Below are 16,971 nucleotides of genomic sequence, written 5' to 3'. Positions count from 1 at the left end.
CACAATAATTGATCATTTTTCTATCGTTTAAAAGGAGCGACAATTTATGAATCCGAAAATCGGTGTCATTATGGGTAGTTCAAGTGACTGGGAAACAATGAAACATGCATGTGATATTTTAGACGAATTACAAGTACCGTACGAAAAGAAGGTTGTATCTGCACATCGAACACCAGATTTAATGTTTGAATATGCGGAAGCAGCACGCAAACGGGGAATACAAGTAATTATAGCTGGGGCAGGCGGAGCTGCACATTTACCTGGAATGGTAGCAGCTAAAACAACTTTACCTGTCATCGGTGTACCAGTTCAATCACGTGCACTGAATGGGCTTGATTCACTGCTATCCATCGTTCAAATGCCTGGTGGTGTGCCTGTAGCAACTGTAGCTATTGGGAAAGCGGGAGCAACAAACGCAGGTTTACTAGCAGCTCAGATTTTGTCAACGACAGATGCAGAACTTGCTGACAAGTTAGATGCTCGACGTGAAGCTACAAAGCAGCAAGTTTTAGAAAGCACAGGTGACTTAGTGTGACAAAAATTATTTATCCTGGACAAACGATAGGTATTATAGGCGGGGGGCAGCTTGGTCGAATGATGGCTCTTGCTGCAAAGGAGTCTGGTTTTAAAATTGCTGTACTGGAACCGGCAATGGACTCACCTTGTGGGCAGGTGGCAGATGTTCGTATTGTAGCTCCCTATGATGATGAAGCTGCTTTAGAAGAACTTGCAGAAGTCAGTGATGTCATCACATATGAATTCGAAAATATTGATTATGAAGGCTTAAAGCGTTTATCACAAATGGCTTATGTTCCTCAGGGAGCTGAATTGGTACGCATTACACAAAACCGCATAACCGAAAAGGACGCGATTGTGAGAGCTGGTTGCCCAGTAGCACCATATATTGTTGCAAAAACTTATGAAGAATTAGTAGCCAATATTGATTCGATTGGTTATCCTTGTATAGTCAAAACAGCAAGAGGTGGTTATGATGGCAAGGGACAGCAGCTGTTAACATCAACTGAAGATCTTCCGTTAGCGAAAGAACTCTTTATGCATTCTCCATGTATTGCTGAAGGATTCGTACCCTTCGTAAAAGAGGTATCAGTCATTGTTCAAAGAAATGGTAGTGGTGAATCGTATTGCCAGCCAGTTGGAGAGAACATTCATGTTCATCATATTCTGCACGAAACAATTGTGCCTGCTCGCATAACAGAAAGCACAGCCCAGGCTGCCGAACGAGAAGCTTTAAAAATTGCAGATTACTTACATTTAGTAGGAACGTTAGCGGTAGAAATGTTTGTGCTAGAAGATGGTGGCATTGTGATTAATGAATTAGCACCAAGACCTCATAATTCAGGGCACTATTCAATAGAAGCGTGTAATGTTTCACAATTCCATCAGCATATACGAGCTGTTTGTGGTTGGCCATTACGTAAGCCAGAGCTTTGGGCACCATCCATTATGATCAATGTATTAGGGCAGCATGTCGTGCCATTGAGTAACTCCATTGCTAAATATCCTGAATGGTCTATCCATCTTTATGGGAAAGCTGAGGCTAAGGTTAACCGTAAGATGGGCCATGTAACGATTATGACAAAAAACTTAGAAGAAACATTACAACAAATCGAGAGTTCTGGCATTTGGTCAGAATAGAAGGAGATACGCAATGATTGAACGTTACACAAGACCCGAAATGGGCGCAATTTGGACAGAACAAAATAAATATCAAGCTTGGCTAGAGGTAGAAATCCTAGCTTGTGAGGCGTGGGCTGAAATCGGCGATATTCCAAAAGAGGATGTTGCTAAAATTCGTGAGAATGCTTCATTCGATGTGAACCGTATTTTAGAAATTGAACAAGAGACTCGTCATGACGTAGTAGCCTTTACACGTGCCGTTTCAGAAACCCTTGGTGAAGAGCGTAAATGGGTACATTATGGTTTAACTTCTACAGACGTAGTAGACACAGCACTTTCTTATTTAATCAAACAAGCAAATGATATTTTACGTAAAGATATCGTGAATTTCATTGATATTATTGCTGTTAAGGCAAAAGAACATAAACATACAGTGATGATGGGCCGTACTCATGGTGTCCATGCAGAGCCAACAACTTTTGGTTTAAAGCTGGGTTTATGGTATGAGGAAATGAAGCGTAACTTGGAACGTTTTGAAGCAGCAGCTAAAGTAATTGAAACTGGAAAAATGTCTGGTGCCGTTGGAACATATGCCAATATTGATCCTCGTGTTGAGCAATATGTTTGTGATCAACTAGGTCTAGCTGCATCACCGATTTCAACACAAACCTTACAGCGTGATCGTCATGCACAATATTTAGGTGCATTAGCTTTAATCGCTACTTCCATTGAAAAATTCGCAACAGAAATTCGTGGTTTACAGAAATCTGAGACACGCGAAGTGGAAGAAGCTTTTGCTAAAGGTCAAAAAGGATCTTCAGCAATGCCACATAAACGTAATCCAATCGGCTCTGAAAACATGGTTGGGATGTCTCGTTTAATGCGCGGATACATGGTGACTGCTTATGAAAATGTCGCTTTATGGCATGAACGTGATATTTCTCATTCTTCTGCAGAGCGTGTTATTTTACCGGATGCAACGATTACTCTTAACTATATGTTAAATCGCTTCGGTAATATTGTGAAAAACTTAACAGTATTCCCTGAAAACATGAAACGTAATATGACTCGTACATTCGGTCTTATTTACTCTCAGCGCATTTTGTTAGCATTAATTGATAAAGGATTAGTACGTGAGGAAGCTTATGATACTGTACAGCCTTTAGCTATGCAGGCATGGGACGAGCAGGTACAGTTCCGCACATTAGTGGATGCAAGTGAAAAAATCACATCTTATTTAACAAAAGAAGAGCTGGACGAGTGCTTTGATTATAACTACCACTTACAGCATGTTGATATGATTTTTGAACGTCTAGGACTTAACTAATATTTATTTCGCCAATACAAAATAAATGTTAGAGCCACCAGTAAATGCTTCAGAATTGAATCGTGGAGAACACGGTTCGATTCTGATCATTCATAAAAGCGTATCTCATAATATCAGGGGGAAAAACGAATGACTAAAGGTCAACTTTTGTATGAAGGTAAAGCAAAAAAATTGTATACAACTGAGGAGCCGAATGTGCTGCTTGTGGAGTACAAGGATAGTGCGACTGCATTCAATGGTGAAAAGAAAGAAGAAATAGAAGGTAAGGGCATTTTAAATAATCGCATTACTTCATTAATTTTCGAAAAATTACAAGGAAACGGAATTGCGTCACATTTCGTAAAACAATTATCTGATACGCAACAACTTGTAAGAAAAGTAGATATTATTCCGATTGAAGTAGTCGTTCGTAATATAGTTGCAGGAAGTTTAGCAAAGCGTATTGGTCTTGAAGAGGGGACACCTTTAAAACGACCAATCGTCGAGTTTTACTATAAGGACGATGAGTTAGGTGATCCATTCATCACGACAGAGCATATAGATGTTCTTGAGCTTGCAACGTCTGCTGAAGTATCGGCTATTTACGATAAGGCACTAGCTATTAACAAAGTTCTACAGCCAATCTTTGCTGATGTCAATGTGACGCTAATTGATTTTAAATTAGAGTTTGGCCGTGATGCTGATGGTCATGTTTTATTGGCAGATGAAATTTCACCAGATACATGTCGACTTTGGGATGCAACAACGAAGCAAAAGTTAGACAAAGATGTTTTTCGTAGAGACCTTGGTAATTTAACTGAAGTTTATACTATTATACTTTCTAGACTCGGAGGCAAATAACAATGAAAAAAGTAAAAATCTATGTAACATTACGTGAGAGCATTCTTGATCCACAAGGCTCTGCAGTACAGGGTTCTTTAGCTAAAATGGGCTACGGTGAAGTAGAGGATTTACGTATCGGTAAATATCTTGAACTATCAATTAATGATACAGAGCGTGACATTGATACTCTAGTAAAAGAAATGTGTGAAAAGGTTTTAACGAATGTTGTCATTGAGGACTACCGTTATGAAGTCGAGGAGGCTAACTAATCATGAAATTCGCAGTACTCGTATTCCCTGGGTCAAACTGTGATATCGATATGTATCATGCGATTAAAGACGAGCTAGGTGAAGAAGTAGAATATGTATGGCATACAGCAACAGATCTAAGTGGCTTTGATGGTGTATTAGTACCTGGAGGATTTTCATATGGAGATTATCTTCGTTGTGGTGCAATGGCTAATCAATCTAACATTATGGCAGAAGTTAAGAAAGTAGCAGACGCAGGTAAGCCTGTACTAGGTGTATGTAATGGATTCCAAATCCTAACAGAGGCGGGATTATTGCCAGGTGCTTTATTACGCAATACAAACTTGAAATTTATGTGCCGTACAGTGCAGCTAAAAGTGGAGAACAACAATACATTATTCACAAACCAATACGAGCAAGGTCAAATTATTCATATCCCAATCGCACATGGTGAAGGGAATTACTACTGTGATGAGGAGACATTACAATCATTAAAAGATAATAATCAAATCGTATTCACATACTCAGGTGACAATCCAAACGGTTCTTTGGAAGATATCGCAGGGATTATAAACGAGCGCGGCAATGTATTAGGGATGATGCCCCACCCAGAACGAGCTGTTGATGCACTGGTGGGTGGCGCAGACGGTTTAGCAGTATTTAAATCAATTGTGAAGCAGTGGAGGGAAAATCATGTCAACAACTAAGTTTGAGCCAACAGCACAGCAAATTAAAGATGAAAAGCTATACGCTGGAATGGGGATGTCAGACGAAGAATTTGCATTGGTAGAAGGTATTTTAGAACGCCTACCTAATTGGACAGAGACAGGTCTTTTCTCAGTAATGTGGTCTGAACACTGCTCATACAAAAATTCAAAACCGGTATTACGTAAATTCCCTACAAAGGGGCCACAAGTTTTACAAGGACCTGGGGAAGGTGCAGGTATTGTTGATATCGGTGACGAACAAGCCGTAGTGTTTAAAATGGAATCTCATAACCATCCATCTGCAATTGAGCCATACCAAGGGGCTGCAACTGGTGTTGGCGGTATTATACGTGATGTTTTCTCTATGGGGGCACGTCCTATCGCAATGCTGAACTCATTACGCTTTGGTGAATTAAAATCAGCGCGCGGTAAATATCTATTTGAAGAAGTCGTAGCTGGAATCGCTGGATATGGTAACTGTATCGGTATTCCTACAGTAGGTGGCGAGATTCAATTCGATCCTTGCTATGAAGGCAATCCACTTGTTAATGCGATGTGTGTAGGCTTAATTGATCATAAAGATATTCAACGAGGTATTGCAGCAGGTGTTGGAAATACAGTGATGTACGTGGGTGCGAAAACAGGGCGAGATGGAATTCATGGTGCGACATTTGCTTCTGAAGAATTAACGGAGGAATCAGAAAATCAACGTCCAGCGGTACAAGTAGGGGACCCATTCATGGAGAAGCTTTTACTTGAAGCCTGTTTAGAAGTTGTGAAATCGGATGCTCTAGTTGGTATTCAAGATATGGGCGCAGCTGGTCTTACTTCTTCTTCAGCAGAAATGGCTTCAAAAGCTGGCTCTGGTGTAGAAATGAATTTAGATTTAGTACCTCAACGTGAGACAGGTATGACAGCATACGAAATGATGCTATCTGAATCTCAAGAGCGTATGCTGCTAGTCGTGAAAAAGGGTCGCGAGGATGAAATTAAGGCTATTTTTGATAAATATGATTTAGATGCGGTAGCAATTGGTCGTGTAACAGATGATAAAATGCTTCGCCTTTTACACAATGGACAAATAGTGGCAGAAGTACCTGCGGATGCGTTAGCCGAGGATGCTCCAGTTTACCATAAGCCATCTGCTGAACCTGCTTACTATGCTCAGTTCCAAGCAATTGAAAATACAGAGCCAGTTGTAACAGATTATAAAGAAACGTTAAATGCTTTATTAAAAGCACCGACAATTGCTTCAAAAGAATGGGTTTACGATCAGTACGATTATCAGGTTCGTACGTCAACTGTTGTTAAACCAGGTTCAGATGCTGCAGTTATTTGTGTACGTGGTACAAATAAAGGTTTAGCAATGACAACAGACTGCAACTCTCGCTATATTTATTTAGATCCAGAAGTCGGTGGCGCTATTGCAGTGGCTGAAGCAGCTCGTAATATTGTTGCTACTGGTGGTACACCACTTGCAATTACAGACTGCTTAAATTTTGGTAATCCAGAGAAGCCAGAAATCTTCTGGCAAATTGAAAAATCTGCTGATGGTATTTCGGCTGCATGTACAGCATTGAATGCACCAGTAATTGGCGGTAACGTATCGCTTTATAATGAGCGCTCTGGTGAAGCCGTTTATCCAACACCGACAATTGGTATGGTAGGTCTAATCGAAGACTTAGCGCATGTTACAACACAGGAAGTAAAGGGCGCAGGAGATATCGTATTTGTCATTGGTGAAACAACGACTGAGTTCGGTGGTTCAGAGCTTCAAAAATTATTAAATAATGGCGTTATTTCTGGGAAAGCACCAGCTATCGATTTAGAGATAGAAGCAGCACGTCAGCAGGCTTTATTAAAGGCTATAAAAGCTGGGATTGTGCAGTCTGCGCATGATGTGGCTGAGGGTGGTCTTGCAGTGGCTATTGCAGAAAAAACTTTCAGTGCAAATGGTCTTGGTGTTGAGGTTACATTAACAGGTTCTGCTACAACTGCGTTATTCAGTGAAAGTCAATCACGTTTTGTTGTTACTGTTAAAGAAGAACATGCAGCTACATTTGTCGAAATCATCAAAGATGCTCATAAAATTGGCGTCGTAACAAACGATGCACTTGTTAAAATCAACGGGGACAAAGGTGTGCTTGTAGAAGGTACAGTGGAGGAATTCCGTTCTAATTGGAAAGGAGCAATCCCATGCTTGCTGAACTCAGAGGCTTAAATGAAGAATGTGGGGTGTTTGGTATTTGGGGTAACCCAAATCCAGCACACCTTAGTTATTACGGGCTTCATGCTCTTCAACACCGTGGTCAAGAAGGCGCAGGTATCGTCGTTTCCGATGGTCAGCACCTTCGCGCGGTAAAAGGCGAAGGACTAGTTAATGATGTTTTCAACGAAGATAAATTAAAGGCAGTGAACGGCAAAGCAGCCATTGCCCATGTTCGTTATACAACTGCTGGTGGTGGCGGTATTGAAAATGTACAGCCATTACTATTTCATTCCTCAACTGGTAGCCTTTCTATTGCCCATAACGGTAACTTAGTCAATGCGACACATCTTAAACAGTATTTAGAGCGACAAGGTAGTATTTTCCACTCTAGCTCTGATACAGAAGTGCTGGCGCATCTTATTAAGAAAAGTTCGCATTCACCATTTCGGGCTAAAGTGAAAAATGCCCTTTCTTTATTAAAGGGTGCGTATTCTTGCTTAATTATGACAAAGGATGAAATGCTTGTTGCACGTGATCCACATGGTTTACGCCCGCTCTCTCTTGGTAAGCTAGGAGAAGGCTGGATAGTAGCTTCTGAAACTTGTGCATTTGATTTAATAGGAGCGGAGTTCGTTCGTTCTGTAGAACCAGGTGAATTATTAATTATTAACGATGAGGGTGTAAAGTCAGACCGCTTTGCTGAGATGGAAAAGCGTTCTATGTGTGCGATGGAATATGTGTATCTAGCACGTCCTGATTCGGATATTGATGGTATTAATGTCCATATGGCACGTAAACGTATGGGGAAACAGCTTGCTCGTGAATGCGCGCATATTGAGGCTGATGTTGTAACGGGGGTACCGGATTCTAGTATTTCAGCTGCTATCGGTTTTGCAGAAGAAAGTGGTATTCCTTATGAACTTGGTCTGATTAAAAACCGTTATGTAGGGCGTACTTTTATTCAACCGACACAGGAATTACGAGAACGTGGTGTGAAAATGAAGCTTTCACCAGTTGTTCAAGTTGTCAAAGGTAAACGCGTAGTGATGGTAGACGATTCTATTGTACGTGGAACAACTTCACGTCGAATTGTCAAAATGTTAAAAGACGCTGGTGCAGCAGAGGTTCACGTGGTCATTTCGTCACCACCTATGACAAACCCTTGTTATTATGGCATCGATACGTCAACACATGAAGAACTTATTGCTTCCAGTCATAATGTGGATGAAATTCGTGAAGTAATTGGTGCAGATTCTCTGACATTCCTTTCTGTTGAAGGTATGGTTGAGACCATTGCACGTCCATATGAAGATGAAAACCGTGGACTATGCCTTGCATGCTTTACAGGTAAATATCCAACAGAGATTTTCCCGGATACCATCTTACCACATGAAAAAGAACTTTTACGTTAAAAAAACATCGCAGTGAATTAGTGTCTACTAGAAGGTTGAAAAATGAATTCTAGGATACTGGTAGGCGATTTAGATGATAAGGAGGAACTCTGCGTGTCAAAGGCATATGAACAAGCAGGAGTAAATATTGAAGCGGGCTATGAAGCTGTAAAACGAATGAAATCTCATGTTGAACGGACAAACCGTCTAGGTGTCATGGGAACGTTTGGTGGCTTTGGTGGTATGTTTGACTTGTCAGAACTAAATCTAAAAGAACCTGTTCTTATTTCAGGAACTGATGGTGTTGGGACAAAGCTAAAGCTAGCCTTTATGGTAGACAAGCACGATACAATTGGTGTGGATTGTGTAGCAATGTGCGTGAATGATATCGTTGCACAAGGAGCGGAGCCGCTATACTTTTTAGATTACGTAGCACTTGGAAAAGCAGAACCTGCAAAAATTGAGCAAATTGTTAAAGGTGTTGCGGATGGCTGTGTGCAATCAGGTGCAGCTCTAATTGGTGGCGAAACAGCAGAAATGCCAGGTCTATATGAAGAGGATGAATATGATTTAGCTGGCTTTGCAGTGGGGGCTTGTGAAAAGTCTGCCATTGTGACAGGAGAAAGAATTGTCGAGGGCGATGTACTTATTGGTATTGCTTCAAGTGGTGTGCATTCAAACGGTTATTCTTTAGTGCGTAAAATTGTCTTTGCAGATCGTCAATATGCGGTGGATGCCATTGTAGAAAATTATGAGGATTTAGGACCAATCGGCGAGGCGCTATTAGTGCCAACAAAGCTTTATGCTAAGCCTGTATTAGCGGCTTTAAAAGCAGCAGATGTACACGGCTGTGCCCACGTTACTGGTGGAGGTTTCTATGAAAATTTACCACGTATGATGCCTGAAGGATTAGCTACAGAAATTGACTTAGGTTCATGGCCAGTATTACGTATCTTTGAATTCCTAAAGGATAAAGGTCAGTTAGAAGATAAGGATTTATATAATGTGTTTAATATGGGGATAGGTTTTGTCATAGCTGCTCCAGCAGCAGAAGCCGATAAAGTGATGGCAGCAGTAGAAGCAAATGGTGAAAAGGCTTATACAATCGGTCGTGTTATTAAAGGCAATGGAGTAGTGTTTAATGGAACACATGATGGGAGTTTAGTGTAATGACTGCACCAACAAAAATTGCCGTGTTCGCATCAGGGAGCGGTAGTAATTTTCAAGCCATTCAAGAGGCTATTGAACGAAAGGAACTGCATGCAAAGATTGAGCTAGTAGTGACAGATAAGCCTGGTGCATATGTAGTGACACGTGCTGAACACTTGGGGATTCCTGTATTAGCCTTGAACCCAAAAGATTTTGCCTCGAAAGCAGCTTACGAGAAAGTAATTGTCGATGCACTACATGAGTGCGATGTGAAATGGATTGTGCTTGCGGGATATATGCGTTTAATCAGTGATGTATTATTGGCGGCCTTTCCGCAGCGAATTGTTAATATTCATCCTTCCTTATTGCCAGCCTTTCCTGGGAAGGATGCTATCGGACAAGCATTGAATCATGGGGTGAAAATAACGGGCGTAACGGTACATTTTGTTGATGAAGGAATGGATACTGGCCCAATTATCGCACAGGCTGCTGTATCTGTCATTGAAGGAAATCGAGAGGCAACAGAAGCTGCTATTCATAAGCAAGAGCATTTATTATATACAAAGGCTTTACAGCAATTATTACAATAACTGAAGGAGGAGTTAGGTCGAGAACCTTACTCAACACCTAACTCTATAAATCTATGACAGCAAGTTAGTTCGTGCAAGCACGATAAAAATTAGGAGGATATTGTTGTGACAAAACGTGCATTAATCAGTGTTTCCAATAAAGATGGTATTTTAGAATTTGCAAAGGAATTAGTAGCATTAGGTTATGAAATTTTATCAACAGGCGGTACTAAAAAAATGCTACAGGACAATGCAGTAGCTGTAACGGCAGTAGATGAAGTAACGAAGTTTCCTGAAATTTTAGATGGCCGTGTTAAAACTTTAAATCCAATGATTCACGGTGGTTTATTAGGGAAATTTGATGATGACTCTCATCAGGCACAAATGAATGAGCATGGAATTGAGCCAATAGAAATTGTTTGTGTCAATCTTTATCCATTCGTTGAAACAATTTCAAAGCCTAATGTAACATGGGATGATGCGATTGAGAACATAGATATCGGTGGTCCTACAATGTTACGATCTGCTGCAAAAAACCATCAATATGTAACAGTCATCGTAGACAGCAATGACTATGCAACAGTGTTAGAGGAACTAAAAGCTGGTGGTGCCACAACAATTGAGACACGTCGTAAATTGGCTGCAAAGGTTTTCCGTCACACAGCCGCCTATGATTCGTATATCTCGAATTATTTGACAGAAGAAGAGTTCCCAGAGAGCCTAACAATGACGTATGAATTAAAGCAGAACTTACGCTATGGTGAAAATCCTCACCAAAAAGCGGCATTTTACCAAAAACGTCTAGGGTCTGATTTCTCATTAGCTTATGCCACACAATTACATGGTAAAGAGTTATCCTATAACAACATTCAAGATGGGAATGCAGCTTTGCAAATCGTGAAAGAGTTTGAAATGCCAGCTGCAGTTGCTGTAAAGCATATGAATCCTTGTGGAGTTGGAACAGGCGTCACATTAGAGGAAGCATTTGATAAAGCGTATGAGGCAGATCCAACATCTATTTTTGGTGGAATTATCGCTCTTAATATGGAAGTGGATGCAGCAACTGCTGAGAAGCTAAGCCATATTTTCCTAGAAATTATTATTGCTCCTGCTTTTTCACAAGAGGCACTCGATATTTTAACGAAAAAGAAAAATATTCGCTTATTAACAATTCCATTCGAGCAAGCTAAGCAAGATCAATTTAATGTAGTATCTGTAGAGGGCGGTCTGCTTGTACAGGAACCAGATCGCTATGGTTTTGCCAATGCAGATATAAAGGTAGTAACAGATCGTGAACCAACAAAACAGGAATGGGAAGCATTGCAACTGGGTTGGTCTGTTGTGAAGCATGTTAAATCAAACGCGATCGTTGTAACGGATTCTCAAATGACACTTGGAGTAGGCGCTGGTCAAATGAACCGCGTTGGCGCTGCTAAAATTGCCTTTGAGCAGGCTGGTGAAAAAGCAAAGGGTGCTGCATTGGCATCAGATGCATTTTTCCCAATGAGTGATACTGTTGAGGCTGCAGCGGCAGCAGGTATTACAGCTATTATTCAACCAGGTGGATCTATTAAAGATCAAGATTCAATCGATAAAGCAAATGAATATGGTATTACGATGATATTTACAGGCGTACGCCATTTTAAACACTAATTAATATTGACATAAAACAGACCGAGATGTGGGTTCATCTCGGTCTTACTCACAAAGAGGAGGATTCTCTAAAATGAATGTATTAGTAATCGGAAGTGGCGGTCGTGAGCATGCAATCGCTAGACAATTTAACATTTCTCCATCCGTTAACCAAGTATTTGTAGCACCAGGAAATGACGGGATGCGAGGCGAGGTAGAAGTAGTTAGTATTGACACAATGGATTTTGCAGGACTTGCCCAATTTGCTAAGGAAAATGATATTACTTTAACATTTGTCGGCCCAGAACAACCACTTGCTGAAGGGATTGTCGATTTCTTCACAGCTCGTGGATTACAAATTTTTGGTCCGACAAAGATGGCTGCTCAATTAGAAAGTAGTAAGTCGTATGCAAAAGATGTGATGAGTAAATACAATATACCAACAGCCGCCCATAAAACATTTACTGATGCAGAACAAGCTATTGCCTATATTAAAGAACAGGGCGCACCCATTGTTATTAAAGCGGATGGTTTAGCAGCTGGTAAGGGCGTTGTTGTGGCGATGACAGAGCAAGAAGCCATTGAAGCTGTGCAAGATATGATTGGCAATCAACGCTTTGGTGAATCATCTTCTCGCGTTGTCATCGAAGAATTTTTAGACGGGGAAGAGTTCTCCTTTATGTCCTTTGTGCATAAAGGACAAATATATCCCATGGTGATTGCACAGGACCATAAACGTGCCTATGACGGTGATAGAGGACCTAATACAGGTGGGATGGGTGCTTACTCACCAGTACCACAAATCTCACAAGAAGTTGTAGATATCGCTTACCAAACGATTGTTAAGCCAACTGTCAAAGGGATGGAGGCGGATGGCGCTTCCTTTACAGGTATTTTATATGCAGGCTTAATTTTAACGAAGAAGGGTCCTAAGGTTATTGAGTTTAATGCACGCTTTGGTGATCCAGAAACACAAGTAGTTTTACCTCGAATGGCTTCTGACTTTGGTGCATTTATGGTGGCATTAATGAACGAGCAACCCTTTGATTTGCAATGGTCTGAAGATGCTATGCTGGGCGTTGTCATTGCAGCTGAAGGATATCCTGGCGATGTTGAAAAAGGTAAAACATTACCCAATTTAGCGGAGATATCCAAGTCATATGCTGTATTCCATGCAGGTACAAAATTAGTAGATGGCCAATTTGTTGGGAATGGTGGTCGTGTTCTGTTAGTTGGGGCTAAAGCGCCTACTTTACAGGAAGCACAGGAAAAAGTATATGCTGGCATGACTAAAGAAACATGGGATCACTTTTTCTTCCGCAAAGATATTGGATGGCGTACGTTCAAAAAATAATCATTATTTTTACTAAAATTTAAAATATTTTTAATCCTCTTTTGAAACCTCTTAAAGTTTCAAACGTAAGAGGTAAGAGCCGTCTCCAAATTAGATTGGGACGGCTCCTTTGACTAAGAAGGGTTTTGAGCAGTATTCGATGTCGAATTGCTCCTTGTTGAGGAATTTTGAGTTGAAGTGCTGGTATCAGATTGCGTTGAAGCGGTATCTTGTGAACCTGAGGAATTGCCAGCTATTGCAGAAGAGAAATCCTTCATGAGTTTATCGATTTGCTCAGAGGACATAGAATTTTGCCCGCTGAACATACTTTGCATAGAGGTGTTCATGGCATTTTGCATATTGGTGCTCATGAGAGCCTTGGCAGGGCAATATTTAAAGATTCCTTCTGCCATTTTCATGGCTCCTAATGCAATCATTAATCGACCTTTTGTACAATTAGGATTTCTTGAAACTTTAGCGATACCGAATGCTGTCAAACTTGTACCCATGGCAAAACGACAAAATGCATTTTTTTCGCTTAAATTTGCTTGCTGCATCATATTACTTCCTCCTTTAGTCATTGTGGAAAAAATTAAGCGAGGTGCACTTTGCTTTATGAAAGTGCTGTGTTACGATTGAAACAAGATGATTGCATAAAGCATAAATTTTATGAAAGTATGCGATTATGCAATAGTAGTATGTGATTCAAGGTTGATTTTACACAATGAAAAATTACGTAATTTAGGAAGGAGCGAATAGCATGGATCCAGTATGGAAAATAACAAAAATACGTCAGCAATTAGCTGTAATTGATGGAAAAAAGGCGCCTGATATTGTGCTGAAAAATGCAAGGTACTTGCATAGTATGATGAAACAGTGGATTGTAGGAAACATTTGGATTTTAGGGGACCGCATTGTCTATGCTGGTGACAGGATGCCTCCTTTAATAGAAGGAACACAAGTAGTGGATTGTACAGGGAAAACAGTTGTACCAGGCTATATTGAGCCACATGTACATCCTTTCCAGCTTTATCACCCACAATCCTTTGCAGATTTTTGTGGTCAGCTAGGGACAACAACTTTTATTTCTGATAATTTAAGTTTTGTTTTAAATTTAGAAAATAAGAAAGCGTTTTCAATTTTAGATCATTTAAAAAAGTTGCCGTTTTCTTTTTATTGGTGGACTCGCTTTGATTCGCAAACTGAGTTGGAGCAGGAGGAAGAAGTTTTCTCTAACACGTCTATATTAGAATGGTTAGAGCGAAGTGATGTTTTGCTTGGGGGAGAGTTGACAGGCTGGCCTAAGCTATTACATGGGGACGATCAAATGCTTTATCGCATGCAAATGGCAAAGGGACTAGGTAAAAAAATCGAAGGTCATTTTCCAGGAGCCTCTGAGAGAACTTTAGCTCGTATGAAACTTCTTGGTGCGGATGGTGATCATGAGGCGATGACGGTGGAAGAAGTGGAACGTCGTATAATGCAAGGTTATGCTGTTACATTACGTCATTCTTCTATTCGACCAGATTTACCGCACCTATTAAAAGGAATCGTAGAAAAAGAGCTTCCTATTTTTGATCATTTAATGATGACAACAGATGGTTCACCACCTTCGTTCCATGAGGATGGGGTGATGGATAAGTGTATACAAGCAGCCCTAGATGCAGGAGTTTCTCCAATCGATGCCTACCAAATGGCTTCGTATAATGTAGCGCGCTATTATAATATGTCCAATTTACATGGTTTTATCGCGACAGGTCGCTTTGCCTCACTTAATATTTTACAAGATGAATATCATCCTGTACCTGAAAGTGTCCTATCAAAAGGCGTTTGGCTAAAACGTGATGGAGATCGTGTGCATAGGCTGGCAGCCATTGATTATTCTGCTATCCCCGCATTTCATTTAGATTTTTCATTAGACGCACAAGATTTCCAGTTTTCTATGCCTTTTGGAATTCAGCTTGTTAATGATGTCATTACAAAACCGTATAATTCATTAATTACTAGAGAAGGGCAACTAGCGGATCACGATGAGTGCTATTTAATGCTAATAAACAGGCAAGGTCACTGGCATGTTAATACAATGATTAAAGGGTTTGCAACAGGTGTTCAAGGCTTTGCATCGTCCTACTCAAACACAGGCGATATTTTATTAATCGGAAAAAATAAAGAAGATATGATCAAAGCCTTCGAAGAAATGAAGGCCATGAATGGTGGTATCGTCCTTGTAGAAAAAGGGGAAGTCATAGCAGATATACCATTATCAATTGGTGGACTTTTATATGATGGGGATGTATTGACACTAGCAGAGAAAGAAAAGGCTTTAAAGCAAGCTTTAGCAGAGCGTGGGTATCATTTAGGAGATGCTATTTACACGCTATTATTTTTACAGTCCACTCATTTACCCTATATTCGTATAACACCGAAAGGGATTTTCGATGTAATGAAGAATAAGTTATTATTGCCTGCTGTTATGCGCTAATATATGAAAGTGTAAACAGGTACTTTCATATGGAAATGTTCAAAGGAGAGTAATGCTTGTGTTCAAAACGAAGAAATTATGGATGACTATGGCATTTAGCGCTTTAGTGATCGGAGGATGCTCAAAGGATACACCCAAGGTTAAAGAAGATGATGAGAGGGTAACACAGGAAGAAAAAGTAGTTGAGGAGCAAATACAGAAACCAGCATTTGTTGCGCCACTTACAGGAGAGGCAGTGCAAGAGGAAATTACTCAACGGCCTATTGTCGTGACGATTAATAATCATCCAGCTGCACGTCCGCAATCAGGATTAGCTGCAGCGGATATCATTTATGAGATGCTTGCGGAAGGCAATGTGACTCGCTTTTTAGCAGTTTATCAAAGTGAGCTACCTGAAAATATAGGGCCGGTTCGTAGTGCACGCTCTTATTTTATCGATATAGCAAAAGGATTCAATGCCTTTTATGTAGCTCATGGTTATAGTCCAGAGGCGAAAACAATGCTCGATAATCGTGTAGTCGACAATATCAACGGAATGGCTTATGATGGTATACTTTTTAAACGTTCAAGCGAACGAGTTGCACCACATAATTCATATATTACATCGGAAAAGATCAGAAAAGGTGCTGAAATGGTAGGCGCTTCAATGAATTACAGTGAAAAAGTACTTCAGGCTTTTTATGAACCCGATGAACGTGGTAAAATAGGCATTGAAACAAGTCAAGTTGATATTTACTACGGGAATAATGAAGATTTCCACAATTCGTATGTGTATGATCATCAAAGTAATTATTATGAACGACAATCGGCTGGCGTGGACACAAAAGATATGTTAACCGGCGAAGCATTATCATTGGCAAATGTTCTATTTTTTGAAATGGATCACCAAATAGTCGATGATATTGGTCGCCAAACAATTGATTTAACTTCTGGTGGAAATGCGTACGTATTTCAAAATGGCTATTTGAGGGAAGTCAAATGGGCTAATGTGAATGGAATACCAACGGCTGTTGAGCAATCAGGGGAGCCTGTAAAGCTAGTACCTGGAAAGTCGTGGGTCCATTTTGTACCATCCTCACCAGGGTTACAAGCAATGGTGAAAACGCAGCCTTAAAGGGAGGAAAATTGCATGCAAATCGAAAAAATTCGAGGGCATCAAACAGATCAGTTATTTAAAGCAGTGTTAGAGCTGAAAGACATCGAAGAATGCTATAAGTTTTTTGATGATTTATGTACGATTAGTGAAATTCAATCGTTGGCACAACGCTTTGAGGTTGCACATTTATTACGTTTAAAGAAAACCTATGAATCCATTAAAAAGGAAACAGGTGCAAGTACAGCAACGATTTCACGTGTTCGACGTTGCTTCGATTATGGAAACGATACATATGATGAAATGCTAGGTCGTTTGTATCCTGATGAGAAACCATTTCAAGCACCAAAAGAATAGTTGAAAAAGAGACT

Annotated in this window: 16 protein-coding genes; 15 read left to right on the top strand and 1 reads right to left on the bottom strand. The window is 40.3% G+C overall.

The window, feature by feature from the left end; translation table 11 throughout:
- Window positions 1-46 precede the first annotated feature (46 nt).
- The 12 genes from purE to purD all read left to right on the top strand — a co-directional run bounded on the left by purE (window position 47) and on the right by purD (window position 13,046).
- Window positions 47-535, top strand: coding sequence for a 5-(carboxyamino)imidazole ribonucleotide mutase (gene purE / locus A2J09_RS16000; RefSeq protein ID WP_012292008.1), 489 nt, complete (start codon window positions 47-49; stop codon window positions 533-535).
- Window positions 532-1,656 (top strand): 5-(carboxyamino)imidazole ribonucleotide synthase, encoded by a 1,125-nt coding sequence (gene purK / locus A2J09_RS15995; protein ID WP_012292009.1) that lies wholly within the window; start codon window positions 532-534, stop codon window positions 1,654-1,656. Before purE ends, purK begins: the two co-directional genes overlap by 4 nt.
- Window positions 1,657-1,669: 13 nt before the next feature.
- The gene (gene purB / locus A2J09_RS15990; RefSeq protein WP_012292010.1) at window positions 1,670-2,965 is read left to right on the top strand and encodes an adenylosuccinate lyase; all 1,296 of its coding nucleotides are present in this window, start codon (window positions 1,670-1,672) and stop codon (window positions 2,963-2,965) included.
- A 129-nt stretch (window positions 2,966-3,094) separates the two neighbouring features.
- The gene (gene purC, locus A2J09_RS15985; RefSeq protein ID WP_012292011.1) at window positions 3,095-3,805 is read left to right on the top strand and encodes a phosphoribosylaminoimidazolesuccinocarboxamide synthase; all 711 of its coding nucleotides are present in this window, start codon (window positions 3,095-3,097) and stop codon (window positions 3,803-3,805) included.
- A 2-nt stretch (window positions 3,806-3,807) separates the two neighbouring features.
- Entirely contained in the window at window positions 3,808-4,056 is a 249-nt protein-coding gene (gene purS / locus A2J09_RS15980) for a phosphoribosylformylglycinamidine synthase subunit PurS (protein ID WP_012292012.1), read from the top strand.
- A gap of 2 nt (window positions 4,057-4,058) precedes the next feature.
- Window positions 4,059-4,742 carry a phosphoribosylformylglycinamidine synthase subunit PurQ gene (purQ, locus tag A2J09_RS15975; protein ID WP_012292013.1) on the top strand — a complete coding sequence of 228 codons (684 nt, stop codon included), beginning with the start codon at window positions 4,059-4,061 and terminating at the stop codon, window positions 4,740-4,742.
- Complete coding sequence (gene purL, locus A2J09_RS15970) at window positions 4,729-6,963, top strand: phosphoribosylformylglycinamidine synthase subunit PurL (protein ID WP_012292014.1); 2,235 nt, start codon at window positions 4,729-4,731, stop codon at window positions 6,961-6,963. The genes purQ and purL overlap by 14 nt, the downstream gene beginning before the upstream one ends.
- On the top strand, window positions 6,939-8,363 hold the full coding sequence (gene purF, locus A2J09_RS15965; RefSeq protein WP_012292015.1) for an amidophosphoribosyltransferase: 1,425 nt from the start codon (window positions 6,939-6,941) through the stop codon (window positions 8,361-8,363). The genes purL and purF overlap by 25 nt, the downstream gene beginning before the upstream one ends.
- Before the next feature lie 93 nt (window positions 8,364-8,456).
- Entirely contained in the window at window positions 8,457-9,512 is a 1,056-nt protein-coding gene (purM, locus tag A2J09_RS15960) for a phosphoribosylformylglycinamidine cyclo-ligase (RefSeq protein ID WP_012292016.1), read from the top strand.
- Window positions 9,512-10,081: a phosphoribosylglycinamide formyltransferase gene (gene purN, locus A2J09_RS15955; protein WP_012292017.1), complete on the top strand. Its 570-nt coding sequence runs from the start codon at window positions 9,512-9,514 to the stop codon at window positions 10,079-10,081. The genes purM and purN overlap by 1 nt, the downstream gene beginning before the upstream one ends.
- A gap of 105 nt (window positions 10,082-10,186) precedes the next feature.
- The gene (gene purH / locus A2J09_RS15950) at window positions 10,187-11,713 is read left to right on the top strand and encodes a bifunctional phosphoribosylaminoimidazolecarboxamide formyltransferase/IMP cyclohydrolase (protein WP_012292018.1); all 1,527 of its coding nucleotides are present in this window, start codon (window positions 10,187-10,189) and stop codon (window positions 11,711-11,713) included.
- 73 nt (window positions 11,714-11,786) lie between these two features.
- A complete protein-coding gene (gene purD / locus A2J09_RS15945; protein ID WP_012292019.1) occupies window positions 11,787-13,046 on the top strand; it encodes a phosphoribosylamine--glycine ligase in 1,260 nt (419 codons plus the stop codon).
- Window positions 13,047-13,159: 113 nt separating this feature from the next.
- On the opposite strand, the gene A2J09_RS15940 is transcribed toward purD, so the two are convergent.
- Entirely contained in the window at window positions 13,160-13,585 is a 426-nt protein-coding gene (locus A2J09_RS15940) for a YgaP-like transmembrane domain (RefSeq protein WP_051563166.1), read from the bottom strand.
- A gap of 200 nt (window positions 13,586-13,785) precedes the next feature.
- Between A2J09_RS15940 and A2J09_RS15935 the strand changes: the two genes are divergently transcribed.
- Genes A2J09_RS15935 through A2J09_RS15925 form a run of 3 tightly spaced genes read left to right on the top strand, consistent with a single transcriptional unit; the run spans window position 13,786 to window position 16,957 of the window.
- Window positions 13,786-15,507: an adenine deaminase C-terminal domain-containing protein gene (locus A2J09_RS15935; protein WP_012292021.1), complete on the top strand. Its 1,722-nt coding sequence runs from the start codon at window positions 13,786-13,788 to the stop codon at window positions 15,505-15,507.
- 58 nt (window positions 15,508-15,565) lie between these two features.
- Window positions 15,566-16,621 carry a DUF3048 domain-containing protein gene (locus tag A2J09_RS15930; protein WP_036160415.1) on the top strand — a complete coding sequence of 352 codons (1,056 nt, stop codon included), beginning with the start codon at window positions 15,566-15,568 and terminating at the stop codon, window positions 16,619-16,621.
- Between the two features lie 15 nt (window positions 16,622-16,636).
- Complete coding sequence (locus A2J09_RS15925) at window positions 16,637-16,957, top strand: YerC/YecD family TrpR-related protein (protein WP_004225717.1); 321 nt, start codon at window positions 16,637-16,639, stop codon at window positions 16,955-16,957.
- Window positions 16,958-16,971 lie beyond the last annotated feature (14 nt).

Origin of the sequence: Lysinibacillus sphaericus, assembly GCF_001629735.1 — a bacterium.
GTDB lineage: Bacteria > Bacillota > Bacilli > Bacillales_A > Planococcaceae > Lysinibacillus > Lysinibacillus pinottii.
The sequence above is the reverse complement of the archived record's forward strand: the minus strand, read 5'-3'. Positions and strand labels throughout refer to the sequence as shown.

Excerpts from the sequence above, each read along its gene's own strand:
- A2J09_RS15935 (WP_012292021.1), top strand. The coding sequence starts at position 13,786 with ATGGATCCAGTATGGAAAATAACAAAAATACGTCAGCAATTAGCTGTA.
- purQ (WP_012292013.1), top strand. The coding sequence starts at position 4,059 with ATGAAATTCGCAGTACTCGTATTCCCTGGGTCAAACTGTGATATCGAT.
- purL (WP_012292014.1), top strand. The coding sequence starts at position 4,729 with ATGTCAACAACTAAGTTTGAGCCAACAGCACAGCAAATTAAAGATGAA.
- A2J09_RS15925 (WP_004225717.1), top strand. The coding sequence starts at position 16,637 with ATGCAAATCGAAAAAATTCGAGGGCATCAAACAGATCAGTTATTTAAA.
- A2J09_RS15940 (WP_051563166.1), bottom strand. The coding sequence starts at position 13,585 with ATGATGCAGCAAGCAAATTTAAGCGAAAAAAATGCATTTTGTCGTTTT.
- purB (WP_012292010.1), top strand. The coding sequence starts at position 1,670 with ATGATTGAACGTTACACAAGACCCGAAATGGGCGCAATTTGGACAGAA.
- purC (WP_012292011.1), top strand. The coding sequence starts at position 3,095 with ATGACTAAAGGTCAACTTTTGTATGAAGGTAAAGCAAAAAAATTGTAT.
- purF (WP_012292015.1), top strand. The coding sequence starts at position 6,939 with ATGCTTGCTGAACTCAGAGGCTTAAATGAAGAATGTGGGGTGTTTGGT.
- purD (WP_012292019.1), top strand. The coding sequence starts at position 11,787 with ATGAATGTATTAGTAATCGGAAGTGGCGGTCGTGAGCATGCAATCGCT.
- purS (WP_012292012.1), top strand. The coding sequence starts at position 3,808 with ATGAAAAAAGTAAAAATCTATGTAACATTACGTGAGAGCATTCTTGAT.
- purE (WP_012292008.1), top strand. The coding sequence starts at position 47 with ATGAATCCGAAAATCGGTGTCATTATGGGTAGTTCAAGTGACTGGGAA.
- purN (WP_012292017.1), top strand. The coding sequence starts at position 9,512 with ATGACTGCACCAACAAAAATTGCCGTGTTCGCATCAGGGAGCGGTAGT.